11 protein-coding genes are annotated in these 13,309 nt (G+C 68.2%); 5 read left to right on the forward strand and 6 right to left on the reverse strand.

Going from position 1 to position 13,309, the window contains the following annotated elements:
• Nucleotides 1–98: 98 nt before the first annotated feature.
• The 3 genes from AC1RWI_RS36390 to AC1RWI_RS36400 are packed head-to-tail and all read right to left on the reverse strand — an operon-like array spanning nucleotide 99 to nucleotide 3,054.
• The gene (locus AC1RWI_RS36390) at nucleotides 99–1,568 is read right to left on the reverse strand and encodes a LutB/LldF family L-lactate oxidation iron-sulfur protein (RefSeq protein WP_052494841.1); all 1,470 of its coding nucleotides are present in this window, start codon (nucleotides 1,566–1,568) and stop codon (nucleotides 99–101) included.
• Nucleotides 1,565–2,269: a LutC/YkgG family protein gene (locus tag AC1RWI_RS36395; protein ID WP_043352782.1), complete on the reverse strand. Its 705-nt coding sequence runs from the start codon at nucleotides 2,267–2,269 to the stop codon at nucleotides 1,565–1,567. Before AC1RWI_RS36395 ends, AC1RWI_RS36390 begins: the two co-directional genes overlap by 4 nt.
• On the reverse strand, nucleotides 2,266–3,054 hold the full coding sequence (locus AC1RWI_RS36400) for a (Fe-S)-binding protein (RefSeq protein ID WP_043352784.1): 789 nt from the start codon (nucleotides 3,052–3,054) through the stop codon (nucleotides 2,266–2,268). The genes AC1RWI_RS36395 and AC1RWI_RS36400 overlap by 4 nt, the downstream gene beginning before the upstream one ends.
• A 138-nt stretch (nucleotides 3,055–3,192) precedes the next feature.
• On the opposite strand from AC1RWI_RS36400, the gene AC1RWI_RS36405 reads away from it, so the two are divergent.
• Nucleotides 3,193–3,918 carry a FadR/GntR family transcriptional regulator gene (locus AC1RWI_RS36405; protein ID WP_043352786.1) on the forward strand — a complete coding sequence of 242 codons (726 nt, stop codon included), beginning with the start codon at nucleotides 3,193–3,195 and terminating at the stop codon, nucleotides 3,916–3,918.
• Between the two features lie 179 nt (nucleotides 3,919–4,097).
• Here the strand turns inward: AC1RWI_RS36405 and AC1RWI_RS36410 are convergent, their stop codons facing one another.
• Nucleotides 4,098–5,135 (reverse strand): AI-2E family transporter, encoded by a 1,038-nt coding sequence (locus AC1RWI_RS36410; RefSeq protein WP_043352789.1) that lies wholly within the window; start codon nucleotides 5,133–5,135, stop codon nucleotides 4,098–4,100.
• Between the two features lie 240 nt (nucleotides 5,136–5,375).
• Nucleotides 5,376–6,485 (reverse strand): helix-turn-helix domain-containing protein, encoded by a 1,110-nt coding sequence (locus tag AC1RWI_RS36415; protein WP_158408292.1) that lies wholly within the window; start codon nucleotides 6,483–6,485, stop codon nucleotides 5,376–5,378.
• Between the two features lie 193 nt (nucleotides 6,486–6,678).
• Between AC1RWI_RS36415 and eat the strand changes: the two genes are divergently transcribed.
• From eat to AC1RWI_RS36435, 4 genes are all read left to right on the forward strand, one after another.
• Nucleotides 6,679–8,127: an ethanolamine permease gene (gene eat / locus AC1RWI_RS36420; RefSeq protein WP_043352794.1), complete on the forward strand. Its 1,449-nt coding sequence runs from the start codon at nucleotides 6,679–6,681 to the stop codon at nucleotides 8,125–8,127.
• An 8-nt stretch (nucleotides 8,128–8,135) separates the two neighbouring features.
• Complete coding sequence (locus AC1RWI_RS36425) at nucleotides 8,136–9,518, forward strand: ethanolamine ammonia-lyase subunit EutB (RefSeq protein WP_043352796.1); 1,383 nt, start codon at nucleotides 8,136–8,138, stop codon at nucleotides 9,516–9,518.
• Nucleotides 9,519–9,542: 24 nt separating this feature from the next.
• The gene (gene eutC / locus AC1RWI_RS36430) at nucleotides 9,543–10,355 is read left to right on the forward strand and encodes an ethanolamine ammonia-lyase subunit EutC (RefSeq protein ID WP_492870728.1); all 813 of its coding nucleotides are present in this window, start codon (nucleotides 9,543–9,545) and stop codon (nucleotides 10,353–10,355) included.
• Between the two features lie 101 nt (nucleotides 10,356–10,456).
• Nucleotides 10,457–11,746, forward strand: a complete 1,290-nt coding sequence (locus tag AC1RWI_RS36435) for an HAD family hydrolase (RefSeq protein ID WP_043357538.1) — start codon at nucleotides 10,457–10,459, stop codon at nucleotides 11,744–11,746.
• A 117-nt stretch (nucleotides 11,747–11,863) separates the two neighbouring features.
• Here AC1RWI_RS36435 and AC1RWI_RS36440 read toward each other — a convergent pair whose 3' ends face one another.
• Nucleotides 11,864–13,255 (reverse strand): FAD-binding oxidoreductase, encoded by a 1,392-nt coding sequence (locus AC1RWI_RS36440; RefSeq protein WP_492368598.1) that lies wholly within the window; start codon nucleotides 13,253–13,255, stop codon nucleotides 11,864–11,866.
• Between the last annotated feature and the right edge of the window lie 54 nt (nucleotides 13,256–13,309).

Raw genomic sequence — 13,309 nt, forward strand, 5'->3', positions numbered from 1 at the left:
GCCTGCCGACGAGGCGCCCCATACGGCCTGGTACACCTTGACGGCTCGCTTCGCATCGCGTGGGGGGCTCGCTTCGCATTGCGCTGGGGGGCGCCGGCTTACTCCGCCTGTCCGCGCTCGCGCAGCAAGTCCGACAGACTGCGCGGCGCGGGGGTAAGCGGGGCGCGGTGCCGGGTCCACCCGAGTTGGTGTTTTGGCGTCAGCACCCGCAGCCGCGTGGCGGCCCAGCGGAACAGCCGGTAGGCGAGCGGATGCGCGAACGCGCCGCTCCAGAAGCGCCAGACCAGGTGCTCGCCGCGGCTGAACTTGGTGCCTTGGCCGCGCAGCGGATGCGCGACCTGTTCGCTGGGATCGCGGTTGGCTTCGGTGCGCAGGCGGATCAGCAATTGCGGAATCGGGATGCGCACGGGGCAGACTTCGCCGCAGGCGCCGCACAGGCTGGAGGCGGTGGCAAGGTCCGCCGTGGCATCGAGCCCGAGCAGGTGCGGCGAGATGATCTTGCCGATCGGGCCGGGGTAGGTGGTGCCGTAGGCATGGCCGCCGATGCGCGTGTACACCGGGCAATGGTTCATGCACGCGCCGCAGCGGATGCACTGTAGCGTGGCGCGCAGTTGCTCATCGGCATAGGCCTGGCTGCGGCCGTTGTCCAGCAGCACCAGGTGCACCTCGCGCGGGCCGTCGCGCTCGCCCGCGCGGCGCGGGCCGGAGATCAGGTTGAAGTAGGTGGTGATGGCCTGCCCGGTGGCCGAGCGCGTCAACAGGCTGGCCAGCGGCACGATGTGCTCAAGCCGGGCCACCACCTTCTCCATGCCCATGATGGCGATATGCACATCGGGCACGGTGGTGGACAGGCGGCCGTTGCCCTCGTTTTCCACCAGCCACAGCGTGCCGGTGTCCGCGGCGGCAAAGTTCACGCCGGACAGGCCGATGTCCGCGTTGACGAATTCCTGGCGCAGCGCGCGCCGGCCGGTCTGGATCAGTTCGTCCACGTCCTCGGTATAGGGCGTGCCGGGGATATGCTGCTCGAACAGCTCGGCAATGTCGCCGCGGGTCTTGTGGATGGCCGGCATCACGATGTGCGACGGTTTCTCGCCCGCGAGCTGCACGATGTACTCGCCCATGTCGGACTCGATGCAGTCGATGCCACGCTCGGCCAGGTAATGGTTCAGCTCGATCTCCTCGCTGGCCATCGACTTGCCCTTGATCACGCGGCTTGCCTGGCGGGCCTGCGCGATGCCGTGCACGATCGCATTGGCCTCGTCCGCGGTCTCGGCCCAGTGCACCTGCACGCCGGCCGCGGTGAGCTTGTCCTCCAGTTGCACCAGCAGGTCCGGCAGTTGCGACAGTGCGTGCTGGCGGATCGCTTCGCCCAGGTCGCGCAGTTGCTCCAGCTCGTCGCCGTCGGGGAACTGCACGGCACGCTTGGCCTGCAGGAAGTCCATGGCGCCGCGGAAGCTGCTGCGCAGCTTGGGATCGTCCAGCGCCGCGCGCGAGCGCGCCTTGAAGTCCGCGGCGGGCACGAAGTGCAGGGGGGCGGCGCTGTCCTGGGCCGTCGTCGATGTACTCATTGCGCGGCTCCCGTCCCGGCGCTGCCGGTCACGATAATGACCCACAGCTCGCGCGGGCCATGCGCGCCGTAGGCCAGTGTTTGCTGGATGTCCGAGGTCTTGGATGGGCCGGATACCAGCACCAGGTTGGTCGGCATGCCCGCGCTCCAGCGCTCGGCGCGCGCGGCGCAATGCAAGTCCGGATGCAGCGTCTCGGCGTACACCAGCGCGATATGCAGCGGCGGCACCAGCGAGACCGTGCGTGGCGTTTGCGCGTCGGGCGCCAGCACCAGCGTGCCGGTGGCGGCAATGCCGGAGCGCGCCACGGTAAAGCCCGCGTCCACGGTGTCGAAGAGTTCCGCCTTCCACGCTTCGATGGGGCGCGCGTAAGACAGCGGCGCCACGCTAGCGGGCAAGGCGCGCATCAGCGCGGCGCCTTGCTCGGCGGCGGGGTCCAGCAGCAGGCGGCGCACGCCGGCGGCTGCGAGCTTGCCTGCGAGTTGCGCGGGCCAGGCCTCGGCGCTGGCGCACCAGGCCAGCGCGTGCGAGGCGCCCAGTGCCGCCTGCATGGCCTGCGCCAGCTCGGCGGGGGTGGCCGCCTCGCGGCGGGCGTCGTAGTGCGCATCGATGCGCGCATCCAGCTGGCTGGCATCGGCAGTGGTAGCGGGTGCGGCTGCGCGCAGCCGGCCGAGCATGCGCTCGCGGGCGCTGAGCGTGCTCATGCTTGCTCCTTGGCGGCGCCGCCGGTGCGTCGCCACAGGAAGCTGGCGATGTGCTCGACAGGCAGCGGCGCGCCCTGGTGCCTGGCCGCGTGCCCGATATTGAGCAGGCAGCCGCAGTCGGCTGAGACCAGCCGGTCGCAGCCGGTGGCGCAGGCCGAGGCGATCTTGTCCTGCACCATGGCGCCGGAGATGTCGGGATGCTTGAGCGAGAAGGTGCCGCCAAAGCCGCAGCATTCGGATTCGCGCTGATGCTCGGTACGCGTGACGCCGGGCAGGGCGTCGACCAGGGCCACGCCATGGTCGCGCGTACCCATTTCTCGACGGGCGGCGCAGGAGGTGTGCAGCACCACGGTTTCGGGCGGCTGGCCGGCGACGCCGCTCACGTCGAAGCGGACTTTCAGCACGTGCAGCAGGAATTCGCTCAGCTCGTACACGCGCTCGGCCAGCAGGGCGGCCTTGGGGCCAGCCACGGGATCTTGCGCGAACAGCTGCGGCCAGTGGTGCCGCATCATCCCGGCGCAAGAGCCGGAGGGCACGATCACCGGCCACGGTTCGGCGAACAGATCCAGCTGGGCCAACGCCACCGCCCGGGCCTGTTCCGGGTTGCCGCTGCTATAGGCAGGCTGTCCGCAGCAGCTTTGCCCGCGAGGGAAGTGCACGGTCAGGCCCTCTCGCTCCAGCAGCCGCACGGCGTCCAGGCCGGCTTGCGGCACGAACATGTCGACCAGGCAGGTGGCGAACAGGTAGACCTGTGCCGGGGCAGGGGGATAGCGCCTTTGCTTCATGTCTCGCTCCGTGGGTGCAGCCGCCTGGCTGTGGGGCTCAGGGCTGGCCGTTGTTTGAGCGCATAATTCCGCGAGACGCGCGCCAGTTCAAATTGGTTGGACCAGTTGGGCGTGGCGAACGGATTTCGGAGCGAGAGGATGGCGGCGGGCAGGCAGGCGCGCGGGCGCGTGGAAGAGGTGATGCGGAAACTGGAAACGGCGATGCTGGACGGCACCTGGCCGGCCGGTGCCCGCCTGCCCGCGGAGCGGCTCCTGGCCGAGCAATATGGCGTGGCGCGCAACACCATCCGCGAGGCAACCCAGCGGCTGGCGGCGCGAGGCTTGCTGCAAAGCCGGCAGGGCGCAGGGGTGTTCGTCACCGAGCAGCTGCGCACCGGCTTTGCCTCGCCATGGCGCCAGCTGGTGGCGGACCACCCGGTGCTGCGTGACGATATCCTGGAGTTTCGCCGGGTGCTGGAGGGCGCTACCGCTTACTTTGCCGCATTGCGCGCGGATGCCGGGGATCTCAAGCGCATCCGCGGCCTGCTCCGCGCGCTGGAAGCCGCCCGCCAGCAAGACGACAAGGCGGCCGAGGCCGAAGCGGACGCCAAGCTGCATGAGGCCATTGCCCAGGCCTCGCACAACACCATGTTCCTGCACCTGCATACCAGCGTGATCGGCATGCTGCGCGAACACATCACCATCAACGGCACGGGCCTGCGGGTGCAGGACGAGGATGCCTCCGCGCTATTGCTGCTGCAGCACCGCACGCTGTGCGAGGCCATCTGCGCGCGCCGCCCGGAGGAGGCGCGCACCGCCATGCAGACACACATCGACTTTGTGCGCAGCCGGGTTGAGCCGCAAGGAGACGGGGCAAGCGCCTAAGGGGCCATTTCAAAAAAATTCTGGCGTCGTTGCGCGGCCTTGGCGTACCACTTGTACTGTCTGCGGCCGCGCGCCTAGCCAGAACCGCTTCGCTTCATTTTGAAACAGCCCCTAAAGTCGGGCACTGGATCGGTGGACACCGGATCGGCCGGAATTGGTCCTACCGGTGGCGCCAGGCGTCAGATCAGGCCCCTGTTCGACAGCTCGCGCTTGAGATAGGCGTAGTAGATCGGCCCCGCAATCACGCCGGCGACGCCGTACAGCGACTCCATCAGCAGCATTACCGTGAGCAGTTCCCAGGCGGCGGCATTGATGCGCGCGCCGATGATGCGCGCATTGAGGAAGTACTCGAACTTGTGGATCACCACCAGGTAGAACAGCGAGGCGATCGCCATGGGCAGCGAAATCGACAGCGAGGCCACCACGATGCCCGTGTTCGACACCAGGTTGCCCAGTACCGGCAGCAGCCCGACCAGGAAAGTGAGGGCGACCAGCGTCTTGGCCAGCGGCAGGTGCACGCCAAACAGCGGCAGCACCACCAGCAGGTAGATCGCGGTGAGCACGGTGTTGATCAGCGAGATCTGCACCTGCGCGAAGATGAACTGCGAGAACGCCAGCTGCAGGTTGCGGGCGCGTTCCACCAGCGCCGAGGCCAGCGGCCGGCGGTTGGGCTTGGAGATGGCGCGGTACAGCGCCACCATCGCGCCAATCACCAGGCCGATCAGGATATGCGCGAGGCTGCGCAGCACCTCGGTACCGAACTTCTGTGCCATCTGCGCGTGCTCGCGCAGCCAGGCAATGAGGGCATTGGCCAGCTCGTCCACGCCGCGCGGCAGCGCGTTGCTGACCCAGACCGGCAGCTGGGCGCGGGACTTGTCGATGATGTCGGCGGTGCGGATCAGCAAGGTGTCGAGCGTATTGCCGTCGCCGCTGACAAAGCGCACCAGCGCCCAGCCCCCAAGCGTGAGCCCCAGCAAGGTGACAGCGGAGAGAATCGCCACCGCCAGGGCGTCGTGGCGCTGGTGCAGGCGCACCAGCTTGGGCGCCAGCACGTCTACCAGCGAGTACAGCAGCAGGCCCGCCATGAGCGCCGCCACCAGGTTGGCCTGCATCACCATCCAGAGCGCCAGGGCGGTCAGGATATAGGCGGCAGTCGTGACATTGAACCACTTTGTGTCCGGCAAGCGGGGTGTGCGTGGCGGATCGGGTTGATGCATCAAGTCTCCTGCATTGAGGGGCCATGCCGTCTGGTGGACGGCCGGGCGTCTGTGCATTGTACGGCGCTCGATTGTCGGTCCCGGAAGCGGTGAAGGCAAGCGCGCCGCGCATGGCGCGCAGGCCGGGGCGAGAGGTCAGGCAAGGGGAGGGGGGAGCGTGCGCGCGAAGGCGCCCGAGAGGGGGGGCTGAAGGTGCTCTTGAGCGACCTCCAGGGCGTAAGGGCGCGTGAGGCGCAGCGCCTAGTTCGGCCCGCCGTGTCCCGCCGGTCCGCGCAAGGCGGCCGACGGCAGTTCGCCGAACATGCGGCGGTAGTCTTGCGCAAACTGCGACAGGTGATGGAAGCCCCAGGCGCCGGCCACGTCGGATACGGTGCTGTGGGCCGCGCCGGACTTGAGGTCGCGGCGCACGCCGTTCAGGCGCAGCGCGCGCAGGTAGGCCGCGGGCGACATGCCGGCGACATCCTCGAAGCAGTACTGCAGCGCGCGCCGGCTCAGGTGGAAATGCCGGCACAGGTCCGGCACCGTGATGGCGTCCGCCGTGTGGGCCAGCAGGTAATCGCGGATGCGCTGCACGGTGCGCTGGCGGTTGATATGGGTCACGGAGGGGCGCTGCGCGCTGTCGCTCGATGCCATCAGCAGGGTGACCAGACTGCCCAGCAGCCGCTCCTGCAGGTCGCCGCAGAACAGTGCTGAATCGACCTTGTCCGCGGCAATGCCGGTGACGCCTGCCCGCGCCGCATGGTGGCCGGCCGCTTCCGAGAGGATCTCCATCAGCGCGCGGCACAGCCGGGCGCGCGCCCATGGCTGGACCGACAGCACTTCGCGCTGGCCCAGCACGCTGGCTGGGTCACGGTGCTCCACTTCCTCCATGTAGCGGGCGAACTCGGCCGTCTCCACCACGATGCCGAAAATCCCGAAATCCTCCGGCGTGCGCAGCTCGAACTCGGTGCCACCGGGCCGCACCGCGATGGCCGTGGGCTTGATCGCCATGCCACCCACCGTGGCTGGCGCCTGCACCGACGGCAGCGGCACGCCGAACCACATCGCATCGGGCCATGCCATGCAGGATTGCCGCAGGCTGCGGTTGGTGCGCTCGATAAACACCTGGGCATGCGGCAGCCACAGCTCCCGTACCTCGCCGGTGAAACTGCCGGGCGAAAGCTGGTCATAGGTCTGGTTCCAGCGCGAGAGGTTGCTGGCGTGCTCGTCGGCATCATGCGCGGCGGTCACGCGGAAGATGCCCTGGCGGCCTGGGTGGCCGCCGGCGCGGCTATCGGTGCTGCGATCGAACGTAGCGCTCATGGCGAAGTGGGGGCATTCGGTGCAAAGCGTTTCTGCAGCAAGTTTCATTCCACCGCCGGGGTGGCGCATCCGCTGCGCCGGTGCCTGCGGAGGTGGTCGCGTCCGTGGTCTTTGCACGAGTCGAAGGCAATGCTGCCGATTTTCGATAACGCTGCCCGCACGGTTTTGGCGATGATGCCGGAAACGCCACCGGCAAGGCAATGGACCGCCGGTGGCAACCTGCCCCGGAGAAACCCTAGCCATGTCCAGCCAGCCCCATGCCTCGCCGCCCTCGTCTTCCGGTTCGTCCGGTGGCGCCCAGACCCTGACACAGACGCTGGGCACCGTACAGCTATGGGGCATCGCCGTGGGGCTGGTGATCTCCGGCGAATACTTTGGCTGGAGCTTTGGCTGGGCCAGCGCCGGCACGCTCGGCTTCATGGTCACGGCGATCGCGGTGGCCACCATGTACGCCACCTTCATCTTCAGCTTCACCGAGCTGACCACCAGCATCCCGCATGCCGGCGGGCCCTTTGCCTACGCGTATCGCGCGTTCGGGCCGGGCGCGGGCTATCTCGCGGGGCTGGCCACGCTGATCGAGTTCGTGTTCGCGCCGCCCGCCATTTCGCTGGCCATCGGTGCGTATCTCAATGTGCAGTTTCCGGGGCTTGACCCCAAGCTGGCCGCAGTGGGCGCCTATATTGTCTTCATGGGCCTGAATATCATCGGCGTGCGCATTGCGGCCACCTTCGAGCTGGTGGTGACGCTGTTTGCCATCTTCGAGTTGCTGGTCTTCATGGGGGTGGTGGCGCCGGGCTTCTCGGTGGCCAATTTCGTCAAGGGTGGCTGGTCCGGGCAGGATGCCTTTTCGCTGGCGGCGGTGCCCGGCATGTTCGCCGCGATTCCGTTTGCGATCTGGTTTTTCCTCGCCATCGAAGGCGTGGCGATGGCAGCGGAAGAAGCGCGCGATCCGCGCCGCTCGATTCCCATCGCCTACACCACCGGCATCGTCACGCTGGTGCTGCTTGCCATTGGCGTGATGGTGTTTGCCGGCGGCGCTGGCGACTGGACCAAGCTGGCCAACATCAACGATCCGCTGCCGCAGGCCATGAAGATGATCGTGGGCGATAACTCCGGCTGGCTGCACATGCTGGTGTGGCTCGGGTTGTTCGGGCTGGTGGCGTCGTTCCACGGCATCATCCTGGGCTACTCGCGCCAGATCTTCGCGCTGGCCCGCGCCGGCTTCCTGCCCGGCTGGCTGGCGCGTGTGCACCCGCGCTTCGCCACGCCGCACCGCGCCGTGCTGGCCGGTGGCGTGGTCGGCATCCTGGCCATCTACAGCGATGACTTCATCTCCATCGGCGGCCAGCCGCTGACCGCCAATATCGTCACCATGTCGGTGTTCGGCGCGCTCACCATGTACCTGTTCAGCATGGCCAGCCTGTTTCGCCTGCGGCGCAGCGCGCCGGACATGGCGCGGCCGTACCGCACGCCGTTCTACCCCGTCTTCCCGTTGATCGCGCTGGCGGGCGCGGTGGTCTCGCTGGGCGCCATGATCTGGTTCAACCCGCTGATCGCGCTGATCTATGCCGGCGTGCTGGCGGCGGGCTACGCGCATTACCACTGGCGCGGGCGGCATCTGGTGGCGTTTGGCGACCTGGCCGGCAGCGGGCCGCAGGCGAGCGCGCCCGTGGCAGCCCCCGCAGACTGAGACGCATCATGGCCTTCGCCCACACCGTTGCCTCGCGGCGTCACCTGTTCGCCGATCTCAAGACCCTGCTCGCCAAGGCCAGTCCGGCACGCTCGGGCGACTACCTGGCGGGGCTGGCGGCTGCCAGCGAGGAGGAGCGCATGGCCGCGCGCATGGCGCTGGCCGAGGTGCCGCTGGCGCATTTCCTGAGCGAAGCGCTGGTGCCCTACGAGCAAGATGAGGTCACGCGCCTGATCGTCGACCGCCATGACGCCCGGGCCTTCCGCGAGATCGCGTCGCTGACCGTGGGGGACTTTCGCAACTGGCTGCTGCTGCACGAGACCGATTCCGCCGTGCTCACGCGCGTGGCGGCGGGCATCACGCCCGAGATGGCCGCTGCGGTCAGCAAGCTGATGCGCAACCAGGACCTGGTGGCGGTGGCGCGCAAGTGCCGGGTGGTCACGCGTTTTCGCAACACCATCGGCCTGCCCGGGCGGCTGTCCGTGCGGCTGCAGCCCAACCATCCTACCGACGACGCGCGCGGCATCGCCGCCTCGATGATCGATGGGCTGCTCTACGGCTGCGGCGACGCCACCATCGGCATCAACCCGGCCACCGACAACCTCGGCGCCATCGTCACGCTAATGCGCCTGATCGACGACCTGCGCCGCCGCTACGACGTGCCCACGCAGTCGTGCGTGCTGACCCACGTCACCAACACCTTGCGCGCGATCGAGCAGGGTGCGCCGGTGGACCTGGTGTTCCAGTCGGTGGCGGGCAGCGAGCGCGCCAACGCGGGCTTTGGCATCAGCCTGGCGTTGCTGGCCGAGGCGCACGACGCCGCGCAAAGCCTGGCGCGCGGCACGGTGGGCAACAACGTGATGTACTTCGAGACCGGACAAGGCAGCGCGCTGTCCGCCAACGCGCATCACGAGGTGGACCAGCAAACCATGGAGGCTCGCGCCTATGCGGTAGCGCGCGCGTTCTCGCCGCTGCTGGTCAATACCGTGGTGGGCTTCATCGGCCCCGAGTATCTGTACGACGGCAAGCAGATCATCCGTGCCGGGCTGGAGGACCACTTCTGCGGCAAGCTGCTCGGCGTGCCGATGGGTTGCGACGTCTGCTACACCAACCATGCCGAGGCTGACCAGGACGATATGGACACGCTGTTGACGCTGTTCGGCGTGGCCGGCATCAACTTCATCATGGGCGTGCCAGGCGCCGACGACATCATGCTGAACTACCAGAGCACCTCCTTCCACGACGCGCTCTACCTGCGCGACGTGCTAGGCCTGCGCCCCGCGCCGGAGTTCGAGGCCTGGCTGCAAGCCATGGGCATCTTTGGCGAGGACGGCCGGCTGCTTGAGCTCGCCGAGCGCCAGCCGCTGCTGCAACTTGCCCACGGCTTGTAAGCCGATAGAGCGCGCCCCTAAGCCATGAGCCACAAACTGATCCACGACAATCCCTGGCAGCGCCTGCGCCAGTTCACCGCCGCGCGCATCGCGCTGGGCCGCGCGGGCCACAGCCAGACCACGGAGGCGGTGCTCGCCTTCGGGCTGGCGCATGCGCAGGCGCGCGATGCCGTGCACCTGCCGCTTGCGCGTGCGGCCATCGAGCAGGCCCTGCACGATGCGGGTTTGGGCAGCGTGGCCGCGCACAGCGCCGCGCCGGACCGCCAGCATTACCTGCGCCGCCCCGACCTGGGGCGCCAGCTTGACGAAGCCAGCCGTGTGCGGCTGGCGCAGGCGCGGCCCGCCGAAGCACCCGACGTGGTGTTCGTGATCGCCGACGGCCTTTCCGCCCTCGCGGCCGAACGCCATGGCGTGGCACTGCTGCTGCACGTACGGGAGCGCCTGCCGGATTGGCGCATCGGGCCGGTGGTGGTGGCCGAGCAATCGCGCGTGGCGCTGGGCGACGAGGCCGGCCACCTGCTTGGCGCGCGCCAGGTGGTGATGCTGATCGGCGAGCGGCCCGGGTTGAGTTCGCCGGACAGTCTCGGCATCTATCTCACGCATGACCCGCGGCCCGGCCGCAGCGATGCCGAGCGCAACTGCATCTCCAATGTACGGCCCGAGGGGCTGCCCTACGCGCAGGCCGCCGACAAGCTCGCTTTCCTGCTGCGCGGCGCGCTGGCGCTGGGGCGCAGCGGCGTGGACCTGAAGGACGACAGCGAGCACGCGGCGCTGCCCGAGCCAGCGCCGGGCGCGCTGCCTGCGTCGGGCCCGACGCCCGGTACAAGGACCGACTGAGAAGCCGATCGATCCGGCCGCCCACGCAGGCGGCCGGGCATTGCCGTGCCGTGTTGCCATCGCATCACAACAACGAAGACAACGAAGAAGAGGAAATCGCCATGAAGCACAAGAGCCTGTTGATCGTATCCCTGCTGGCCGCCGCGTTCGCCGCGGGCGGCTGCGCCACGCAAGCCCCCGCCGTACCCGCCGCGCAGGCGCAGGGCGCCACCCAGCCGCTGGTCAAGGGCAACTGGGACGCCTTCAATCGTGGACGCATCGACGCCCTGATCGCCGCCTACGGCAAGGGCAGTCCGGCCTACGACGCGCGCAAGCCGCCGTATGCGGTTTTCGACTGGGACAACACCAGCGTCTTCCTCGACATCGAGGAGGCCGTGTTGGTCTACCAGCTGGAGCAGCTGCGCTTTGGCGCCACCCCGCAGCAGCTCGACACCGCCATCCGCGTCAACATCCCGGGCAAGGACTTCAACGCGCCGTTCAACAACGCCGCGGGCCAGCCGGTCAATATCGACAAGGTGGCGCCGGACATCATCGAGAGCTACACCTGGCTCTACCAGAACTACCGCGGGCTGAAGGGCACGCAGTCGCTCGAGCAGGTCAAGGCCAATCCGCACTACCAGAACTTCATCGCCAAGATGCGCTACCTGTATGAAGCCATCGGCGATAGCTTCGACCATGCGGTGGCTTATCCGTGGGTGACTTACCACTTCGCCGGCATGACCGAGGCGCAGGTGCGCCAGCTCACGGCCGATACCGTCACCTGGCAACTGGCGCAGCCGATCGAAAAGGTGAAATGGACCAGCCCGGCCGCCCTGCCCGGCCGCGCCGGGGTGGTGTCGGTGAGCTGGAAGAACGGCCTGCGGCTGGTGCCGGAGATGCAGGATCTCTACGGCAAGATGCGCAATGCGGGATTTGATGTCTGGGTTTGCTCGGCGTCGTTTGTCGATGTGATCAAGGAGATCTCCTCCAACCCCGCCTATGGCTACAACAACGCCGCTGAGCGCGTGCTGGCGATGGAGCTGGAGCGCGATGCGCAAGGCGTGATCCAGCCCGAGTTCCGCCGCGGCTACGACCAGACCCAGGGCAAGGGCAAGACCAAGACCATCGAGCGCTTCCTGGTGTCGCGCTACGGCTACGGCCCGGCGTTTGTCGCCGGCGACAGCGAAGGCGACCAGAACATGATGCAGGACTTCGCCGACACCCGCGCCGTGCTGATCGTCAACCGGCTGCGCGCCAGCGATATCGGCAAGCTGTCCGGCGTGGCCGTGCAAAGCTACGGCAAGCCCGATGCCAAGTACCTGCTGCAGGGACGCGACGACAACAAGGGTCTGTTCGTGGCATCGCAGCAGCACACGCCGCTGGGGGCGACGCAAGGGAAGTTGTTGAAGTAGGCGGCGGGAGCGGCCGAGTCCATCCTTCCATGCGGCCGCTACAAAGCAGGGTCAGCGCGGGTGGCCTGCGCGGGCGCCCGCGGCTTGACCTGCGGCAGTCGTGTGACCGAAAGGCGCTCAATCCAGATCAAACACCCGTCCCGGGCTGAGGATGTTGTGCGGGTCCAGCGCGCGCTTGATCAGCCGCATCAATCCCAGCTCCTGCGGCGTGCGCGAGCAGTGCAGGTAGGGCTTCTTGTGAAAGCCGATGCCGTGCTCGGCGGAGACGCTGCCCTTGAACTCCCGCACCACGCCGTACATCACGTCGGAAATCTCGTGCTCGGGGAAGTCGAGGTCGGTGGCGCCGGGCAGGTACACGCTGACGTGCAGGTTGCTGTCGCCCACGTGGCCGAAATTGACCGGCTCGGCATGCGGCCACACTGCCAAGAGGCGGGTGCGCAGCGTCTCGGCGAATTCGCCGATGCGGCCGATCGGCAGGCTGACGTCATAGGCCGCATTGGGCGACCACATCACCGGGAATTCGGCCACCGCATCGCGCAGTTGCCAGAAGCTCTGCGCTTCCTTGTGGCTGGATGCGACCGCCGCGTCCTGGATCAGGCCGGCTTCCATCGCGGATTCGAGCATGCTTTCAAAGACCGGCGCGTCCTGCGAGGCGTCGTTGCCCTGCAGGTCGAGCAGCACGTAGAAGGGATGGCCGGCGGGCAGCGGCGCGCGCACGCCGGGCACGCGCGTGGTCACCAGCCCGTAGAAATCCGCCCACATGACTTCAAAGGCTGACAGCCGCCCCGAGAGCTTGCGCTGCGCATGGCGCAGCAGGCGCACCACGTCATCGTAGGTTGCGAGCGCGCACAGCGCCGTTTGCGTGGCGCTGGGCAGCGGCGCCAGACGCAGCACGGCGCGGGTGATCACGCCCAGGGTGCCCTCGCTGCCGATAAACAGCTGGCGCACGTCGTAGCCGGCGTTGTTCTTTTGCATCTTGTTGAGTGACGACACCACCGTGCCATCGGCCAGCACGGCTTCCAGCCCCAGCACCTGGTCGCGCATCATGCCGTAGCGGATCACGCGGTTGCCGCCCGCGTTGGTGGCGATATTGCCGCCGATCTGGCAGCTGCCGCGCGCGCCCAGGTCCACCGCGAGCAGCCAGCCAGCCGCGCGAGCCGCCTCCTGCGCCGCCTGCAGCGTGGTGCCGGCCATCACGGTCATGGTGCCGGCCTGCGCATCGATCTCTTCCACGCCGCGCATGCGCTCCAGCGAAAGCACCAGCTCGCCGCCTTCGGGCGTGGCGGCGCCGGCCAGGCCGGTCAGCCCGCCTTGCGGCACCACGGGCTGGCGCAGCCGATGGCATAGCGCCAGCACGGCGGCCACGTCTTGCGTATTGCGCGCACGCACTACCGCCAGCGGCGGCACCGCGCCCAGCGGCGCATACCAGTCCTTGCGAAAGCGGGTCTCGATGGCGTCGCCGGTTTGCAGCCCGGGCGCGTCCAGCAGCGTGGCGAGTTCCCTGAGCAGGGCCTCTCACTTATACACATCTCCGAGCCCACGAGACTAGCGCTCATCTCGTAT

The sequence above is a fragment of the Cupriavidus sp. MPR-AND1C genome (genome assembly GCF_058809705.1).